The organism is Shewanella sp. FJAT-51649, assembly GCF_019457435.1.
Classification (GTDB): domain Bacteria; phylum Pseudomonadota; class Gammaproteobacteria; order Enterobacterales; family Shewanellaceae; genus Shewanella; species Shewanella mangrovisoli.
Genome location: NZ_CP080411.1, coordinates 3,159,825 through 3,178,030, shown reverse-complemented (window position 1 = coordinate 3,178,030; position 18,206 = coordinate 3,159,825). Strand labels below are relative to the sequence as shown.

The 18,206-nt window shown below is 49.0% G+C and carries 14 protein-coding genes; 8 read left to right on the top strand and 6 right to left on the bottom strand.

The genetic code is table 11. The features are described from left to right. Window positions 1-251 precede the first annotated feature (251 nt). From K0H59_RS14115 to K0H59_RS14080, 8 genes are all read left to right on the top strand, one after another. The gene (locus tag K0H59_RS14115; protein ID WP_088210655.1) at window positions 252-2,075 is read left to right on the top strand and encodes a DUF885 family protein; all 1,824 of its coding nucleotides are present in this window, start codon (window positions 252-254) and stop codon (window positions 2,073-2,075) included. Between the two features lie 184 nt (window positions 2,076-2,259). Further along, the gene (locus K0H59_RS14110) at window positions 2,260-5,505 is read left to right on the top strand and encodes a DEAD/DEAH box helicase (RefSeq protein ID WP_220053479.1); all 3,246 of its coding nucleotides are present in this window, start codon (window positions 2,260-2,262) and stop codon (window positions 5,503-5,505) included. A gap of 74 nt (window positions 5,506-5,579) precedes the next feature. Next, on the top strand, window positions 5,580-6,338 hold the full coding sequence (locus K0H59_RS14105; RefSeq protein WP_220053478.1) for a phosphatase: 759 nt from the start codon (window positions 5,580-5,582) through the stop codon (window positions 6,336-6,338). Window positions 6,339-6,375: 37 nt separating this feature from the next. Beyond that, window positions 6,376-7,470: a sugar nucleotide-binding protein gene (locus K0H59_RS14100; protein ID WP_220053477.1), complete on the top strand. Its 1,095-nt coding sequence runs from the start codon at window positions 6,376-6,378 to the stop codon at window positions 7,468-7,470. A 347-nt stretch (window positions 7,471-7,817) separates the two neighbouring features. Then, window positions 7,818-8,624, top strand: a complete 807-nt coding sequence (cysQ, locus tag K0H59_RS14095; RefSeq protein WP_220053476.1) for a 3'(2'),5'-bisphosphate nucleotidase CysQ — start codon at window positions 7,818-7,820, stop codon at window positions 8,622-8,624. Window positions 8,625-8,686: 62 nt separating this feature from the next. Then, window positions 8,687-9,607, top strand: coding sequence for a fructokinase (mak, locus tag K0H59_RS14090; protein WP_088210659.1), 921 nt, complete (start codon window positions 8,687-8,689; stop codon window positions 9,605-9,607). A 107-nt stretch (window positions 9,608-9,714) separates the two neighbouring features. Continuing rightward, complete coding sequence (locus K0H59_RS14085) at window positions 9,715-10,449, top strand: YdcF family protein (RefSeq protein WP_088210660.1); 735 nt, start codon at window positions 9,715-9,717, stop codon at window positions 10,447-10,449. Window positions 10,450-10,453: 4 nt separating this feature from the next. After that, a complete protein-coding gene (locus K0H59_RS14080) occupies window positions 10,454-11,149 on the top strand; it encodes a DUF2982 domain-containing protein (RefSeq protein WP_220053475.1) in 696 nt (231 codons plus the stop codon). Between the two features lie 92 nt (window positions 11,150-11,241). Here the strand turns inward: K0H59_RS14080 and K0H59_RS14075 are convergent, their stop codons facing one another. The 6 genes from K0H59_RS14075 to galU all read right to left on the bottom strand — a co-directional run bounded on the left by K0H59_RS14075 (window position 11,242) and on the right by galU (window position 18,101). After that, window positions 11,242-13,530 carry an OmcA/MtrC family decaheme c-type cytochrome gene (locus K0H59_RS14075; RefSeq protein ID WP_220053474.1) on the bottom strand — a complete coding sequence of 763 codons (2,289 nt, stop codon included), beginning with the start codon at window positions 13,528-13,530 and terminating at the stop codon, window positions 11,242-11,244. Between the two features lie 423 nt (window positions 13,531-13,953). After that, on the bottom strand, window positions 13,954-14,931 hold the full coding sequence (locus K0H59_RS14070) for a LysR family transcriptional regulator (RefSeq protein WP_220053473.1): 978 nt from the start codon (window positions 14,929-14,931) through the stop codon (window positions 13,954-13,956). 154 nt (window positions 14,932-15,085) lie between these two features. After that, complete coding sequence (locus K0H59_RS14065; RefSeq protein ID WP_220053472.1) at window positions 15,086-15,529, bottom strand: polymer-forming cytoskeletal protein; 444 nt, start codon at window positions 15,527-15,529, stop codon at window positions 15,086-15,088. A gap of 91 nt (window positions 15,530-15,620) precedes the next feature. Then, window positions 15,621-16,106, bottom strand: a complete 486-nt coding sequence (napF, locus tag K0H59_RS14060) for a ferredoxin-type protein NapF (protein ID WP_220053471.1) — start codon at window positions 16,104-16,106, stop codon at window positions 15,621-15,623. A 73-nt stretch (window positions 16,107-16,179) separates the two neighbouring features. Next, window positions 16,180-17,193, bottom strand: coding sequence for a UDP-glucose 4-epimerase GalE (gene galE, locus K0H59_RS14055; protein ID WP_220053470.1), 1,014 nt, complete (start codon window positions 17,191-17,193; stop codon window positions 16,180-16,182). Beyond that, window positions 17,193-18,101: a UTP--glucose-1-phosphate uridylyltransferase GalU gene (gene galU / locus K0H59_RS14050; RefSeq protein WP_011717661.1), complete on the bottom strand. Its 909-nt coding sequence runs from the start codon at window positions 18,099-18,101 to the stop codon at window positions 17,193-17,195. The genes galE and galU overlap by 1 nt, the downstream gene beginning before the upstream one ends. Window positions 18,102-18,206: the final 105 nt, after the last annotated feature.

Below are 18,206 nucleotides of genomic sequence, written 5' to 3'. Positions count from 1 at the left end.
GTAGTGACATCACGACTGGCAAAAGCAGCCGCAATCTTAACTTATCAATTTGCTCGTCGAGCACATTGGGTTAACCGTTCGTTATCCGCTTATTCTTCTGAGAGTTTTTGCCGGGCTGAGGCGCTATGCTGGCAAACACCAATTGCAATGATTCGTTACGTTATAAAATTGTTGCTTAACTGTGGTGGTGATATTCTCGCTGCCAAATTATCTTGGGCGCATGGTCCCGACAATGGCAAGGAGCGTGAATATTGAAAACGGTATTAAAACGAATTGGACTGGGCACTCTCGCCTTAGTGTTATTGCTCGGGGCGCTCGCCGCCCATGAATGGTTTGCGAAAAAGCCTTTTTTCTTCCGCGCATTTTTAGATAGAAGCATGGTCAAAATGGCATTCGAAAGCCCCGAGACCTTAACCTCCTTGGGATTTTTAGAATCCGTTGGTATCACTGGCCACAATGCCTTGCTCGACGATGATAGCCCCGAGGCCATGGATAAAACCTTTACCCAAGTCCGTGCCCTAAGGGATACCTTACTCAGCTACCAAGATACCGATCTGGATGATAATCAGCGCATTTCGAAGGATATCGCACTGTATTTGGCGGATTTTGCCTTGGCATCTGAACCCTATCGTTACCACAATTATCCTGTCAATCAGCTGTTTGGTGTGCAAAATGGTTATCCGAGCTTTATGCAGGCGCAGCACCAAGTGCACTCGGTTGAAGATGCCGAAAACTACCTATCACGCTTAATTGCGGTGAAGACCAAATTTGGCCAAACCTTAGAAGGATTAAAGCTTCGAGAAGCTAAGGGCATTATTCCGCCTAAGTTTGTGATTGAGCGGGTGCTAACCGAGATGAATGACTTCATCAATGCGCCCGTCGAAGACAATATTCTCTACAGCTCCTTTAAAACTAAGCTCGCCGACACGCAAATCAATGCCGATGAACAGGCGCGTTTGCTTGCTCAGGCAAAAGCCAATATCGAGTCCGATGTTAAACCGGCATATCGACTCTTTATCGATTACTTCACGGCGTTACAGGCCAAAGCGGGCACGGATGATGGTTATTGGGCCTTGCCGAATGGCGATGTGGCCTACGAGCAGTTGCTGAAGTTTTTTACCACCACAAATTACAGTGCTGATGAAATCCATGCCAAGGGATTAGCCGAGGTGAGCCGTATTCAGGACGAAATCATGACGATTTTGGCCGCGCAGGGATACGACACCAGCCAAGGATTCTCGGTGGCAATCGAAGCGCTGGCCGCCGATCCTAAGTTCTATTATGAAGACTCAGATGCGGGCCGGGCGCAGATCTTAGTGGATTACCAAAAAATCCTCGATGAAGTGAATGCGGGCTTAGATAACGCCTTCCGTATTCGTCCTAAAGCGGGGATGGAAGTGGTGCGCATTCCTGAATTTAAAGAGAAAACTGCACCGGGCGCTTATTACCAGCAGCCGGCGATTGATGGTAGTCGTCCGGGGCGTTTCTACGCCAACCTGTTCGATATCAAAGCGACCCCTAAATATGGCATGCGTACCTTGGCTTACCATGAGGGCATCCCAGGGCATCACTTCCAAATCGCGGTGGCTATGGAGCTTGAAGGGCAACCGCTGATCCGCAAGATGGCACCTTTTACGGCCTATATCGAAGGTTGGGCGCTCTATTCTGAGCGTTTAGCCTGGGAACTCGGTTTTCAGCAAGATCCCTTCGACAATATTGGTCGATTACAGGCGGAGCTGTTTAGGGCCGTGCGTCTGGTTGTCGATACGGGTATCCACCATAGCCGCTGGACCCGTGAGCAAGCCATTGACTATATGAAACAAAACACCGGTATGTCCGACCGCGACGTGACTGCAGAAATCGAGCGTTATATCGTTATGCCTGGCCAAGCGACGGCCTATAAGGTGGGCATGATGAAAATTCTCGAGCTGCGGGAAAAAGCCAAACAAGCCCTAGGTGATAAATTCGATTTACGGGATTTTCATGATGTAGTGCTGAAAAATGGTGCGGTTCCCTTAGATATTCTAGAAAAATTAGTTGACCGTTATATCGCCGAAAAACGCAGCCAAGCCTAAGCTTGCGTGAGCTAACGACCCGCAGGCTAGCCCTGCGGGTATGTTATCCGGCTCTCGTATGTGAGTCCTATTCTGGCTTTCCCCATTCGGTTTCAATACAATTCTCCCTTACACGTTGATAAATGCCTTAGACAATCATGGGGTATTGTTCGTCGAGGTATTTTTGAGTTTCAAGGTTTTGCAGATGAATCGCTTGTCCCCCCAAGAGCCAATCCAATTGACTCAAACGGCTATTGAGTCCTTATTCACGCCGCCGACACTGATGCGCGCCCGTGATTATGTGATGCAGGGGAGGGTGTTAAGCGCGAAAGCCAATGCCGATTTTCGCCATATCGAAGGCACAGTCACTGGCACGGAAACCACGCCTTATCGTCAGGATATTCGTCTGGTCAGTGTCAATCATAAACTCGTGATGAATGGCTTCTGCTCCTGCCCCGCCAGCGGCAACTGTAAACATATGGCCGCGGTACTCTACAGTCTGCTCACGGATAAAACCGTTGAAGATCAACGTATCGCCCAGTGGTTACACCTACTCGATGAAGCCGATGATCCTAATGTGAATGATGTCGAATCCCTCTACGATGACAGGGTGTTGTATATCCTTTCAAAGGACGATAACGGGGTGTTTATTGAGCTGAGACGCGGCAAGCTTGGCAAAAAGGGCGGTTACAACAAGGGCACTAAGATTGCGCTCTCGGACGTGCAGTATTATATGCCCGCTTGGATTGGCGCCGAGGATGTGCTGATCTTAAATCTTATTATGTCGACCAGACGCCACGGTGCATCACGCCTGTATCTTAAGGCGCAGCTAGGGGCGGTAGCCATTGAGAAAATGCTCGCTACCGAACGCTGCTTCTGGGAGGAGAGCCGCCTCGCATTAACCGCGGGCGAGGCCATTACACCGCAATTTCTCTGGCAGGATATCGACTGCGAACACAAGCAAATGCGCCTAGTCTTGCCCGAGCGGGATAACTGGGAACTAGTGCCGACAGAGCCGCCTTACTATATCGAGCTGGATTATTTTCACATCGGCCTTATCGATACCGATATCAGCGTCGATAAGCTGCGGCTACTCAGCCAAATGCCGCCGGTGCCGAGCACTCAGGTTGAACTGGTGAGCCATCGACTGATCAAGCATTTTTCGGCGCGCACTGTGCCGCCACCAAGCGCCATCGATTTTGTCGAGCTGAGAGATAAGTTACAGCTTCGTTTGACGCTTAAAGTGGTTCCCGCAGGCACAATGCCTAGCAGCAATCAGTCGTCTGTGCTGGAGACAGGCATCGCCCAGCCGTATCTCGTGCTGGAGTTTGTATACGGGGATCTCGTCTTAAGTGGCAATGCCGCCAAAGAAGCATTAACTCTGGTGACTCAGGGCGGCACCACCTATCAAATTAACCGCGCGCTTGAAGAAGAGCAACAAGCCGTATCAAAGCTGCAAACCCTTGGCTTTAGCCGCTTTAGCTTGGAGGGCGTAACAAATGCGGCTTCCCTCTGGAGCTTAGGTCACTTGCCCGATGCGATTCGGGAATGGCTAGCGTTTATCGATGAAGAAGTCCCAAGATTACAAACTCAAGGCTTAGAGGTGCGATTTGCCCCAGAGTTTAGCCTTAAGGTGGTCGATACGCCGTTAACGGTTGAGCTGGATGACAGTCAAGAAGGCTGGTTTTCCCTATCGTTACATGCCTATATCAATGGCCAACGCTTGCCTATGTTGCCGTTGGTGGCCACTTGGTTAAAACAACATGGCGAGCCGGCTGATGATGCCGAGTTATTGCTACCCAGCCCCTCTGGCGAATGGCTTAAAATTAAGGCCAGTGTTATCAAGCCTTTAATGAGCATTATTCAAGAGTTGTTTGAGCAGCATCGCGGCCAGAGTATCGCCTTACCTAAGTACCGTGCGCATTTACTCAATGAGTTAGCCGAAAGCGAGCTTAGCCTGCTCAATGGTGAGAGGGTGCGTCAGCTCGCGACAAAGTTAGCCGAATTTAATGGTGTGGTTGCTGTCAGCGCGCCGACAGGACTGAATGCACAGCTACGGGCTTATCAGCAGCAGGGCTTAAATTGGCTTTGTTTTTTAAAGGAATATCAACTCGGCGGCATCTTAGCTGACGATATGGGGCTTGGGAAAACCATTCAAACCTTGGCATTTCTGTTAAAACAGCAGGAGGCAAAATCCGTTGGGCAGCCAAGATTGCCGAGTCTGATTATTTGCCCAACCAGTTTAGTGGGAAGCTGGGCGAAGGAGGCGGCTAAGTTTGCGCCATCGTTAACCTTGGCGGTGATCCATGGCGCGCAGCGTGGCCCCCTGTTATCGCGATTAAGCGAGTTTGATGTCGTCGTCACTACCTATCCCCTTATGGTGCGGGATTACGATTATTACCAGGCTCAGCCGTTTGAGCATATAGTGCTCGATGAGGCGCAGCAGATTAAAAACGCTCAAGCCAAAGTCAGCCAGCAAATTAAGGCGTTGCAAGCGCCGTTTAGACTCTGCCTCACCGGCACGCCCCTTGAGAATCATTTAGGTGAACTCAAGTCATTGATGGATTTTTGTTTACCGGGACTCTTGGGTACAACTGCCTATTTCAATAAGGCGTTTCGCTATCGGATTGAGCGTTATGGCGATGGCGAGCAGGCTAAGGTGCTGAGTCAACGTATCGCTCCCTTTGTATTAAGGCGAACCAAGGCCGAGGTGGTGACTGAACTGCCACCTAAAACCGAGATCTACCAAACCCTAGAGCTTGAGAAAGATCAGCGTAATCTATACGAAAGTATTCGCTTGAGTATGGAGAAAAAAATTCGAGAATTGTTTGCGACCCAAGGTGTGGCGGGCAGCCATATCGAGTTTTTAGATGCCTTGCTCAAATTGCGCCAAGCCTGCTGCGATCCGCGATTAGTCAAACTCGAGCAGGCGCAAAAGGTTAAAAATAATGCCAAGCTAAACTGGCTGAGCCAAAACCTACCGGAAATGGTGCAGGAAGGTCGCAAGATTTTAATCTTCAGCCAATTTACCAGTATGTTGCTGTTAATTGAGGAATTGCTGCAATCCCTTGACATCGACTACAGCAAACTGACGGGGCAAACTCGGCTACGTCAGGGGCAAATTGATAAGTTCCAAGAAGGCGATACGCCGGTATTTTTAATCAGCTTAAAGGCTGGTGGCACTGGGCTTAATCTTACTGCGGCGGATACGGTTATCCATTACGATCCTTGGTGGAATCCGGCGGCAGAAAAGCAAGCGACGGACAGGGCGCACCGCATTGGTCAAGAAAACCCAGTGTTCGTTTACAAGCTGATTGCCGAAGGCACAGTTGAAGAGAAAATCCAAGAAATGCAGCAGCATAAGCAAGGTTTAGCGGATAGTATTCTCGAAGGAAAGGGCAAAGGCGCGTGGCAAGGCAGTGCCGATGAATTGCTCTCGCTATTCCACTAGTTGAGCCGAAGGGACGTTAACCGACTAATGGTTAACACCATACTGAACACAATAGTACAAGACAGAGGTGGCCCATGCAGTACCCAGTCGATACCCATACACATACCGTGGCATCTACCCATGCCTATAGCACTATCCACGATTATTTAGCGGTGGCGAAGCAAAAGGGGATCCGTCTGTTTGCCACCACTGACCATGGCCCGGCGATGGCGGATGCACCGCATTTTTGGCATTTTGTGAATTTACGCGTGCTCCCGCGTATGGTTGATGGCGTGGGGATTTTACGCGGCATCGAGGCCAATATTAAAAACCGCGAAGGTGAAATCGATTACTTTGGCGATTATCTGTCGCAGCTCGATATTGTGTTGGCAGGATTCCATGAACCAGTATTTCCGCCTTCGGATAAGGCCACCCATACCGAGGCGATGATTAACGCCATTAAAAGCGGCAAGGTCGATATTATTACCCATCCGGGTAATCCTGCTTATCCCATTGATATTGAGGCTGTAGCCGCAGCTGCCGCCGAATATGGAGTGGCGCTTGAAATCAATAATTCCTCCTTTGAAGTCTCTCGCAAGGGCAGCGAAGCTAACTGCACCGCGATTGCTAAAGCGGCAAAAGAATTGGGGGCCACCTTAGTGATGGGCTCGGATTCCCATGTGGCTTTTAGTCTCGGCGGGTTTGACCGTGCCTTAAGTATTATTGAAGCGGTTGATTATCCAAAGGATAAGCTGCTCAATCGCTCACCGATGGCACTGCTTAACTTCTTAGCTCAGCGGGAGCATAAAAGCGTTGCCGATTTAATGCCGCTGTTTAGCGACGATATGGCTTGAGCCGCCGACGTTAATAATGCGAAAGGATAACAAGGCGATGCATGCGCCTAATGGCGAGTCAGAATCGACAGTTACAGTATTGTTAACTGGCGCAGATAGCCAACTGTCTAAGGCTCTAATACGAGTGCTTGCCAAGGCGGCATATCGATTCGATGGTCGCACCCTTCGTGTGCACGCGCTTAGCCATGCCGAGTTAGATATTGGTGATAAACAGAGCGTTGCCGTCGCCTTTGCCCACGTTAAACCTGACTGGGTGATTAACTGCGCCGCCTACAATGCGGTCGATAGGGCGGAAACGGCGGCTGAAGAGGCTTATCGTGTCAATAGCCTTGGGCCTGAGTTATTGGCAAGCGAATGCGCGCTCACGGGCGCGCGTTTGGTGCATATCTCCAGCGATTATGTGTTTAGCGGTGAGCCAGTGGGGGCTTCTGAACTGGCGTTAAATCAGAGCGGGTTAACCGATAGCTGCTTAAGTAATAGTGGCTTAATTGAAAGCGGTTTAACTGAACGCGGCTTAACCGAGAACGCCACGCCTGCGCCCTTATCTGTCTATGGCCAGAGTAAACTCGCGGGAGAGCAAGCGGTGCTGCGCATCTTGGCTGAGCGCGCGATTGTTATTCGCACCGCATGGCTCTACGGTGTCGATGGACATAATTTTGTGAAAACCATGCTGAGGTTGATGGCCACTGCGTCAGATGCTCAGCCACTTACCGTGATAAACGACCAAATAGGTTCGCCAACATGGGTAGATGCGCTCGCACATCTTATTTGGCAGTTGATAGCGAGTCCGTTAAACGTCGGTTGCGGATCAGGATTATTCCACTATGCCGGGCAGGGGCAATGCAGTTGGTATGAATTTGCTCTCGAAATCCAGCGCCAAGCCTTGGCACTGAAGTTATTAGATAAAGCGGTGCCGATTACTGCTATAGATAGCCTAAGTTATTCGGCAAAGGCGCTTGAGAAAGGCAATAAACTGGCAGCAAGACCCAGTTACAGTGCGTTAAATAGCGATAGAGTGCGCCAGTGCTTAACTGGGCAAAATTTGGCATTAACCCATTGCCCCGAGCTGTGGTGTGACTGGCGATGGCAGCTTAAGGCCATGCTTGAAGATTATGCCGCAAAAGGCCTTTAGCCATTATCTCTAACCATAAGTGGTTGTGAATGACGTTCAGATCTTTTGAATACAAGATAAGTTGTATGCCAGAAGCGCTCCATCCAAGCTACTGATTTATTTCTCCAACCTGTTTTATTTTCAAGGCTGTGAATACGAATGCAGCCTAGGCAATGTCTCTTTTCAGCGTATCCTGCTTGGCTTAGACTCGACTTATTTAGCATTTATGCCCGTGGCCTAAGCCTTGCGCCTAAGTGAATTAGTCAGTGCCTTAGTCGATTTTGCTCGATGAATGATGAATTTGTTCTTAATTATCAATTGCTGCCAGTGGCATAATGCCGAAAAGCAAATCGAATACAGGTGGCTAAGTGACAGATAATACAGCGATGGCAGCGCATTTTTCGAAGGCCGATTTACTGCGGGTGGTAAAGATTGCCCATGCGGCAGGCGACGCCATCATGGCAATTTATGCCCTAGAGGATTTTGCCGTTACGCAAAAGCGTGATGAGAGCCCGGTGACGGCGGCCGATTTGGCGGCTCACAAAGTTATCTTGGCCCAGCTTACCGAGCAATTTGCGGGTATTCCCGTGATGTCGGAAGAAGCGGCGGATATTGCCTGGGATGAACGTCAACACTGGCAGACCTATTGGCTGATAGACCCTTTGGATGGCACTAAGGAATTTATTAAGCGAAATGGTGAGTTTACCGTCAATATTGCGCTTATCCATCAAGGTGTTGCTATTGCGGGTGTGGTTTATGCGCCCGTGCTCAATACTGTCTATTTTGGCGCCAGACACTTAGGCGCTTGGCGACAGGATGGGCAACAAGAGCGAGAGCTACAGGGCTGTAACCCGCCAAGACAAGTACCAATTGTTGTCGGCAGTCGTTCGCATCTAAGCCCTGATGTGGCGGAATATTTAAAGGATTTCGGTCAACACGAGATGTTAAGCGTAGGAAGCTCGCTGAAGTTTTGTATGTTGGCTGAGGGCAAGGCCGATCTCTACCCCAGATTAGGGCCTACGAGCGAATGGGACACTGCAGCCGCGCAGGCCGTGTTGGAAAGCGCAGGCGGCAAAGTTGTGTGTTATGACTCAGGTTTACCCTTAACCTACAATCAAAAACCTGACATATTAAACCCTTATTTTATTGCCACGGCGCCAGGCTGGGCAGAATAACGAACAATGCCAAGGACGTCTGTACTGACGCCTTGGTCGAATAACAGTGGAGTAAGTCATTCATGATACGCATGGGCATCGATTTAGGTGGCACAAAAATAGAACTCGTCGCCTTAAGTGAGGAAGGTAATGAACTGTTTCGTAAGCGTATCAATACCCCTCGGGATTATCAGGGCACCCTGAATGCCATCGTCGATTTAGTGAATGAGGCCGAAGCGACCTTAGGTGAAAAGGGCTCGGTTGGCGTGGGGATCCCGGGAGTCATTTCTCCCTATTCAGGATTAGTCAAAAATGCCAACTCGACCTGGATCAACGGTCATCCCCTCGATGTGAATTTAGGGGAACTGCTCGGCCGCGAAGTGCGGGTTGCTAACGATGCCAACTGTTTTGCGGTATCCGAGGCCGTCGATGGTGCTGCTGCGGGTAAATCCGTGGTATTCGGGGTGATCATTGGCACGGGCTGCGGCGCGGGTGTGGCCATTAACGGTAAAGTACACGCTGGCGGCAATGGTATTGGCGGTGAGTGGGGCCATAATCCGCTGCCTTGGATGACCAAGGAAGAGTTTAATACTACCCGTTGTTTCTGCGGTAATCCCGATTGTATCGAAACCTTTATTTCGGGCACTGGCTTTGTTCGCGATTACAACGAGGCCCTAAGCCGTGCGGTGAATGTACAAGCTGCGCCCGCCAAATCTGGTACAGATATTATGGCCTTAGTCGATGCGGGGGATGAAATGGCGATCGCGGCCTTTGATCGTTACATGGACAGACTCGCACGCTCACTCGCCCATGTGATTAATATGCTCGACCCGGATGCGATTGTCCTCGGCGGTGGCATGTCTAATATTGAGGCGATTTATCCAAGATTACCTGCATTATTAACTCGTTATGTTGTGGGAAGAGAGTGTCGAACACCTGTCGTACAGAACCTTTATGGCTGCTCTTCGGGTGTGCGCGGCGCCGCTTGGTTATGGGAAAAATAACCTACTAACGTTACTTTTTCCCTCGTGACAACGCATCGCCTTGGCGATGCGTTTTGCTTTCTTTTGATGTTATGATTGCGCTCCTTTGAATAATTGGGCACTAACGCATGTTTTGGGTTAAGAAAGTTGTCTCTCAGGCAATCATGCCTATTCCATTTATCCTGTTGTTATTACTGCTATCTTTGTTGGTTTGGCGCAAACCTAGGTTAGCAAAATGGGCGATTGGCGGTGCGTTTTCGCTGCTCCTAGTGCTCAGCAGTCAATTGAGTGTCGACTATCTCGTTAAACCGCTCGAGACTCAATATCCCATTAATTCCACGCCTATTGCTGGTACCTGTGTGGTCATGGTGCTGGGGTCAGTACACTCGGATATCCCAGGTGCTACTGCGGTACAATCTTTATCGACGGTCGCCTTAGCGCGGCTAACGGAAGGGCTAAGGCAACTCCAATTAGGTCAAGACTGCACCTTAGTGGTCAGTGGTTGGGAGGGCGAGCTAACGCAGCATCCCCATGCCGAAGTGATGGCAAAGGCGGCGATTGAACTGGGTGTGGATGCATCACGTATCGTTCAATTGCCCCTGCCGCGCGACACGATTGAAGAAGCGCACTATTTTAAAGAACACTTAGGTAATCAAGCTGTGCGATTAGTCACGTCAGCCTCCCATATGCCAAGGTCGATGGCGATTTTTAGCGGTCAAGGATTAACGGCGAGCGCCGCGCCGACGGATTTTAGGGCAAGAGACGGTTTCTACTGGCGCTTGACTGCGGATAACTTACTCGCCTCGCAACGGGCGATACACGAATATATAGGCCGTTTGTGGCTCTGGATAAAACAGGGATAAAAATATGACGCAAGAGTCCGATGTTGTCTCGGTTCGCCCGCTCTCAAAACGTAATGGTTTAACCTTAACGATAGTGGGGGCTAGCGCCTTTGTCTTAGGTTTTGGTTTATTTGTTATATTTCCCGAGCTATTTGCCGTGGGCCTAGTGTTTTTCAGCTTAGGTGCGATTGCCTTGATATTGGGCTTAGCCAAAGTGTACGAGCCTGAGACCACCTTAAGCATGGATGAGCAGGGGCTGACCTATTTTCATCGCCGCGGCAAAGTGGCGGTAAGCTGGAGCAATATTCAACGGGTAGATATTCCCCGAGTTACTCAGGGTGTTGATACCATTGAGCTTTCCTATATAGGCATTAAGCTTAAACAGTTAAATCCTATCCTCGATAACATTTCATTGCGCCTTGCGGCGGGTTTATTGACTGAGCAGCGGCCGTTATTGGTGACTGCAGCCTCACAGCAGGAAGATTTGGCGACCTTAGAAACCTATCTTGGCGCCGAATTTAGCCCGCTCGTCATCGAGGGGGACCGTTACCGCGGCGTGTTGGCGATGTTTGGTCATCGCTGCGTGATGCTCAATACTCATCTTGGCTACCATCTCTATATTCCCCACGACAGTTTAGACCGTGATCCGAGAGAATTTATTAAGCTCTTAAGGCAACGTATCGCACAAAGTGCGACTCAAGTTGATGCCACAACACATTAAAAGTACCGATAAAAAAGGGGCTCCGAAGGAGCCCCAATAAGTTGCAGAGAGGAGACTCGGGTTGTGCAGGGGGCAACCCGAAGGTACTAGTACTAGTGTGCTACCTCTGCGTGTACCTTATCTATGCCATAGGTTTTACCTTCAGCATGGCAGGTCGCGCATGATTCTACTGGTAGGTTAGTATCGGTCACAGCATCCGCTTCGACAATCGCACCGTTACTTCTAAAGTGAGCTACGGCTGCTGCATCTGAGTGAGCGTGACAGGTGCGGCATGATTCAGCAACAGGGCTAATGTAGTTGCTGCCCACTTTGATAGAACGTTTGCCAGAAGTTAAACCACCGTCAGCTGCGAACAGGGTTGCACCATCTTTGTGACAGGCTGAACATGCGGTTTCTGGTGATGGATAACCTTCTAATTCGCCTGCTGCATTGCGGAAGATGCCTTCGACAACACCGAAGTTACCACTGTGGAAACGGTGAGCAACGGTGAATAGGTCTTTGTTGTTAAAGGTGACGTCTGGATTCACAACTAACTTGCCATCTTCGCCTTTGTAACCTGTCGCACCATGGCCAGAAGCACCAGTGGTATCGTTGTGACAGTTCATACATTGATCGAAGGTGTAAACCCCGTGTCTGTAGCCTTTCGCATAGTCTAAGCTACCATGGCATGCGTTACATTTTGCTTCTTCAACTGTGATGCGAGCTGGGTCGTTCATACGGGCTACCGCAGGTGTACCGCCGCTTAAGTTAAAGAATTTCACTGCAGAAGTGTTACCTACAGGGCTAGTTGGACCATATTCAAGTCCTTCAGTATTACAGCTAACCACTTTACCCGCTTTGGCACAGAAGTTGGCTTCAGAACCGACGTAGATAGTGCCAGTTGCTTGTGCATCAGGGATATCTTTCACGAAGGTTAATACGCCACCTGACAAGGTACCGTTTTCCAGTTTCAGGCTAACGGCAGTAGGTTTAACGTCACGCCATGAGTAAACAGTGCCATCGGTGGCCACGTTGCCCAGTAGCAAACCGTTCGCAGCAAGTATCGCTGTTGGGTTACTGGTGGCATTGTAGGTTTTCAGGCTAGTGCCATCGGCAATGGCAGCGCCATTGAGTGTGACGTTAGCTTTTAGCGTTAGACTTTGCATGCCCGCAACTGCTGAAGTGCCTAGTGTCGCGCTGGTAAAATCGACAGTCATTAATGACGCATATTCAGCACGTTTACCGACACTGTGGACTGCTTCAGGCGTTAAGCTGCCGCTACCGTGACAGGATTTACATTGAGTGTCATCGGCTTGAGCTAAACCAAACTCAGAGTGGTTTTCACCGGTTGCGAAGTTAACATTGATATGGCAACCCACGCAGGCCTGAGCGTAGATATTGGTGTTATAGCTTGGTTCACCATCGTGACAAGACTTACATTCTTTCAAGTCTGATGGGAAACCAATTTCACCGAAGTATTCTTTGGCTTCGCCAGACAGATAGTCCGCATTATGTTCGCCCGCATGGATACGGTGGATCATAGGTGCAAAGTCGAATACCCAACCTTCAGCAAGTTGCGCATCACTTGGCACTTGGTCTGGGTTGTGGCAGGTTACGCAGTTTTTAACGTCTTGGTAGTTATGGTGGGCTTCAATCTTAGCTATATGGCCATCCACTTCACCGTGACAGTTTTTACAAGCCGCGCTCGATACTGTGTCTTTACCTGATGCCGCTAACTCATCGGTTGCAGGGATAAAGTCTACAGGCACTGAGAGCACCTTATCAGACAAGGCTACGCCGGCAGCGTTGACGATATTGTAAGCGCGTAAAAAGACTCTGTGTACCGCATTAGGATTGTCATTTGGATTGATGATTGGCGCCGCGCCATCATAGGTCCAAGTGGCAGTGTAAGTGCCTGGATTTGCAGTGTCTTCGGTTAATGTACACGCGTTTTTAGTACCGTTAAGGCCATTGAGTGTACAAGTTAAAGAGGTGCCCGCATTGTTTGCCATGGCATTGTTTTGCCATTCAATGGGAGCGCCCGTGCCCGAGGTGTTTTCATTCGCCGTTAACGAATAGAGGGCAATTTTGTCGAGTCCCATAAAGGGCACATCTTTGCCTGAGCTTTTTCCGGTTAAGCTGAACTTAACGCTAAAGCCTTTGCTACTGGTGACTTTAATGTCTGCTGGGCTGAGGGTGAATTTCAGATCAGTAATGGAGTCAGCGGTTTTAGCAAATGAGCCTGCAGGAAGTCCGGGTGTTCCTGGCGTGCCGGGGGTACCTGGTGTGCCAGGGGTTCCTGGTGCACCATCTTGCCCGTCTTTGCCGTCCCCGCAGGCGGTTAGACACAAGGCGCTGGTGAGCGCCAGTGCCAGTAGAGATTTATTGTAGTTTTTCATCATCGCGTCCCTTTTTCTTCTATAAGACTGCGTGTGCAGTGACTCTACTATAGGTCGATTCACCTACTTATAAAGTGGTATTTATAGGTTTGTATCTGATATGTGAACGATGATTTAACACACCAAAACGGTAATTCTAAAATCTGAAAATCAATATTTTAAAAGTTGAAATTTGTTGGGAAATGTATGAGATATCTCGCAGATTTTTTACTTTGGTTTTAGTGTTTTAAGTGGATTAATTTTCAATTAATTTTATCGGGTGATAGTGGTGAAGCTTATATGCCATTTGTTTTTGGGCCGTAAAAAGGTATGAAAATGACTCTTGCGTTGAGCCAATTTCTATCCCTCTTTAGGTGGGGTTTAACATTCAGAAGCAGATTTGCAACAAAGCGAATAGCACCTGATGGCATGGCAATAGGGCGGGATTTAGGCGTAAGTTTGGCTAAGCGCCGTCAGTAAGGAACTGACGACGAGTTCACATTGGGCAGGGCTGTAACGTCGGTGGCTGCGAGGCTTTTCAACTAAATAATATTGCGGCGGCATAATAGTATCGTGCAGGCGATGCAGTTCGGTGAGCGGTAGCGGTGCTAATTTGAGCCCCGGCATATGTTTGACCGTGTGCATATCGATGCCAGAGCAGAAGGCCACACTCTGCATGGTCAGTAGATGAGCGTACCATTCTTCTCTATCTAGTACCTTTTCGAGCGAAGGCAATAAGATCCCTTGGCGCTGACAGAAGAGCTCGAGAGGATCGATTCTGCTGTTAAATCCTTTGAGTTCAATGCACAAGAAGGGATGGCGACATATCTGTTCTAGACTAATATGGGTTTGAACTTGCCATATGGGATGCTGCTTAGCGGCGACCACGTAAATCATCGAGATCCCACCCAAGCGACTGACGGTTAACTCTTTGCTCTCTGTATTCTCCAGTGAGATCCCAAAATCTAATTCACCGGCGTGGATTAATTCGGCACTGTTTTCCTGCCACTTATGTAACCTGACTTGCCCTAACTCATCCACGGCTTCGGGGGAACTGAGCTGCGGCGCTAAAAAACTCAACAACCCATTACTCACCGCTATTTGTAGCGGCCGCTCAACATGGCTCGTCGCATTTTGAATTTGTAGCGCGGATTGCTCTAAGTGATATACCGAATCGGTAAACTGGCAGATAGCAAAATAGAGGCTCTCGGCTAAAGGGGTGGGTTTGAGCCCCTGTTGACGGCGGTAAAATAGCTCATCGTTAAACGTTAATCGTAGGGCATTCAGGCAACGGCTAATCTTAGGAGCCGATACATTTAACGCTTTAGCCGCACTATTTGCATGGCCTGTATCAAAAATGCTTTTAAAGACGAGCAGGGTAAAGACGTCGAGTTCACAGATCTGTTTTAGTAAGGGATTGCTCATGGGGATTGCCTTGCCTGTGCGCCCGAAATGCAGACATTATTGATAGGCAAGGTTAGCAGTTGCCATACGGCTTAACTGTGATCTAATCGTTAAATTAACAAATGCGTAACTAATGACATAAATGAACAATAGTAAAGGCAGCCAGCGTTTTTACTTAGTCTTGGCTTTCGGGCACAAGAGATGCAGAGGTTGACAGTAATACATTTGCAGAGCCGGGCGAGGGGAGCGGATGGGCATGGATGGTTTGGTGATCTTCCTTAATCCTTAATCCAATAAACTGACCACCTTCGCTGATCTGCATCGAGGTACACGCCACATCGCCATCGACAATACCATGGCCTTGGATGACTAAGCGCTCGCAAATCAATCGACCTTTAAAGTAGCCATCGATAATCATTTCACGGCATTTAACCTCGCTATGAAGCTTACCTGTCCGCTCTACAATCACATTGGCCTGTGACAGGATTTGTCCTTGCACTTCACCACCAATCAACACATCACCGGTAAATTCCATATTACCCGTAAGCTTAGTCTCTTCGGCGATAAAGCTTAGTGCAGGGGAGGCGCTTCGAGTAAAGGTGAACTTTTTGCCAAACATGCTGATGAGAAACCTAGATGATTAGAGGAGACGGTACAGTGAAATACTAACCTAAATACGCTGTGAAGCCCAGTAACTCTCAGTCATAAGGCTATTCCGCAGGCTTAATACTGATGGCTTGGCTTGGACAGGGGGCGACACAGGCACCGCAGCCAGTGCAGAGCTCGCTATCAATCTTGGGCATCGGCGCGTGACCCACGCTTAAGGTAAAGCTAATGGCGCGAGGCTCACAGGCATCCTTACAACTTTGGCACCAAATGCCCTGATATGTTAAGCAGTTATCTTGAATAACCGCTTTGTGTTGCCAAGGAGTTTGGGTCAAATCAAACAGCTTTTCTTCCGGGCAGACGGTGGCACATTGGCGACAAAAAGTGCACTCATTGTCCTTAAAGGAGACTTCGGGAAAGCCGCCATCTCCCTTGTAGATAATCTTAGTTTCGCAGGCAGTGATACAGGCCGAGCATCGGGTACAGATGTCAGTAAACTCAATGCCTTCGCACACCCAAGGCGGTCTAATGGCCGAGGATTTACGGCGGCTAAAGAGATTACGGCGGCTGTGATTGATGCTTTCTGTCATAGGTCTTACTGAGTTTAATTGTGATAAGGGATAATAAAAATGGCTTGGGAGTTACCGCAAGCCATTTAGACGATTAGCCTTTATAACCATTTGGATTGGTAGATTGCCAATGCCAACTGCTGTTCGCCATATCTTCTAGGCTGTGAGTCGCCTGCCAGCCCAAATCGGTTTTAGCATGATCTGGGTTTGCATAACAGGCGGCAATGTCACCCGGACGACGCGGCGCAATTTGATAGGCAATCGACTTACCACAGGCCTTTTCGAAGGCCTTGACCATATCGAGCACACTGTAGCCTTGGCCTGTACCTAGGTTATAGGTGACAAGTCCTGGTTTGGTGGCCAGCTTTTCAAGGGCTTTTAGGTGTCCAAGGGCTAAATCCACCACGTGGATATAGTCGCGAACGCCCGTGCCATCGTGGGTTGGATAATCATTGCCAAACACACTTAACGCTTCGCGTTTACCGACTGCCACCTGCGCGATAAATGGCATCAAGTTATTTGGAATATCGTTAGGATCTTCGCCAATCAAGCCGCTGGCATGGGCGCCAACAGGGTTGAAGTAACGTAAACGGGCGATATTCCAACTCGGATCGCTATGGTGTAAATCCGCCAGTATATGTTCCACCATCAACTTAGATTGACCGTAGGGGTTAGTGGCACCCGTGGGGAAATCTTCGGTAATCGGTAGGCTGGCAGGGTCGCCATACACAGTAGCAGAAGAACTAAAGACGAGGTTTTTCACCTTAAACTCTGCCATCACTTGGCAAAGAATTAAGGTGCCAGTCACGTTATTCTCATAGTATTTCAGCGGTTTAGCAACTGACTCACCAACGGCTTTTAATCCTGCAAAATGGATAACGGCATCGATGTTATGGTCGCTAAAGACTTTTTGCAGTAAGGCCTTGTTGAGAATATCGCCTTGGTAAAAGGTGACCGATTTACTGGTAATGCGCTCGACACGGTTAAGGGCTTCGATGCTTGAATTAGACAGGTTGTCTAATACAATCACTTCACTCCCCGCATTGAGTAATTCCACTACGGTATGAGTGCCGATATAACCGGCGCCTCCGGTCACTAAAATCGTCATTATTTAATTCCTTTTACGACTGTTTTTAAATATTGCGCAAAATCTTCACCGATTTCGCTGTGGCGCAGGGCGTATTCCACGTTAGCGCGCATATAGCCTTGCTTGTTACCGCAGTCATGACTCTTACCTTGCATGTAGTAAGCGTTTACGGTTTCTTGTTTCATTAACATCGCAATGGCGTCAGTTAACTGGATTTCATCACCCGCGCCTGCTGGGGTTTTAGCCAGCAGTGGCCAAATGGCTGCGGGCAACACGTAACGACCCACAACGGCTAAGTTAGACGGTGCTTCGTCAACCGGTGGCTTTTCAACGAGTTCGACCAATGGCTCTGACTCACCAGGTTGTAGATCATGGCCATTCACATCCGCAATACCATATTGGTTCACTAGATGATGTGGCACGCCTTCAACCATGATTTGGCCCACTTGGGTTTCATCAAACAGGCTCACCATGGCGGCTAGGTTGTCTGTTTTCAGGTTGCAGCTAGCATCATCGATAATCACATCCGGCAGCAACACGGCAAACGGCGCATCACCGACGACGGATTTGGCACATAAAATCGCATGACCTAAGCCTTTAGCTTGGGATTGGCGCACGCTAATCACTGTCACGTCTTTCGGGCAAATGGATTGTACCGCTTCGAGTAATTGGCGCTTCACGCGGCGCTCTAATTGCGCTTCTAATTCAAAACTGGTGTCGAAATGGTTTTCGATAGAGTTTTTACTGGCGTGGGTCACGAGGACGATTTCTTTGATCCCCGCATCAATGGCTTCACTAACCACATATTGGATCAAGGGTTTATCAACAACGGGTAGCATTTCCTTAGGAATTGCCTTGGTCGCAGGAAGCATACGAGTGCCAAGTCCAGCGACGGGAATAACGGCTTTACGAATTTGATGTTGTTTCATTGCGAACCTTCAGATTAAGGAGAGGCGGTTATTGGGCAATATTGTAAATGACCCACGCAGAAAAGCCATTTGCAAACACCGAAATTTGTCGGTTTTTCTGCATAT

Excerpts from the sequence above, each read along its gene's own strand:
- K0H59_RS14075 (WP_220053474.1), bottom strand. The coding sequence starts at position 13,530 with ATGATGAAAAACTACAATAAATCTCTACTGGCACTGGCGCTCACCAGC.
- K0H59_RS14085 (WP_088210660.1), top strand. The coding sequence starts at position 9,715 with ATGTTTTGGGTTAAGAAAGTTGTCTCTCAGGCAATCATGCCTATTCCA.
- mak (WP_088210659.1), top strand. The coding sequence starts at position 8,687 with ATGATACGCATGGGCATCGATTTAGGTGGCACAAAAATAGAACTCGTC.
- K0H59_RS14065 (WP_220053472.1), bottom strand. The coding sequence starts at position 15,529 with ATGTTTGGCAAAAAGTTCACCTTTACTCGAAGCGCCTCCCCTGCACTA.
- K0H59_RS14070 (WP_220053473.1), bottom strand. The coding sequence starts at position 14,931 with ATGAGCAATCCCTTACTAAAACAGATCTGTGAACTCGACGTCTTTACC.
- galU (WP_011717661.1), bottom strand. The coding sequence starts at position 18,101 with ATGAAACAACATCAAATTCGTAAAGCCGTTATTCCCGTCGCTGGACTT.
- K0H59_RS14110 (WP_220053479.1), top strand. The coding sequence starts at position 2,260 with ATGAATCGCTTGTCCCCCCAAGAGCCAATCCAATTGACTCAAACGGCT.
- K0H59_RS14080 (WP_220053475.1), top strand. The coding sequence starts at position 10,454 with ATGACGCAAGAGTCCGATGTTGTCTCGGTTCGCCCGCTCTCAAAACGT.
- napF (WP_220053471.1), bottom strand. The coding sequence starts at position 16,106 with ATGACAGAAAGCATCAATCACAGCCGCCGTAATCTCTTTAGCCGCCGT.
- galE (WP_220053470.1), bottom strand. The coding sequence starts at position 17,193 with ATGACGATTTTAGTGACCGGAGGCGCCGGTTATATCGGCACTCATACC.
- K0H59_RS14100 (WP_220053477.1), top strand. The coding sequence starts at position 6,376 with ATGCATGCGCCTAATGGCGAGTCAGAATCGACAGTTACAGTATTGTTA.
- K0H59_RS14105 (WP_220053478.1), top strand. The coding sequence starts at position 5,580 with ATGCAGTACCCAGTCGATACCCATACACATACCGTGGCATCTACCCAT.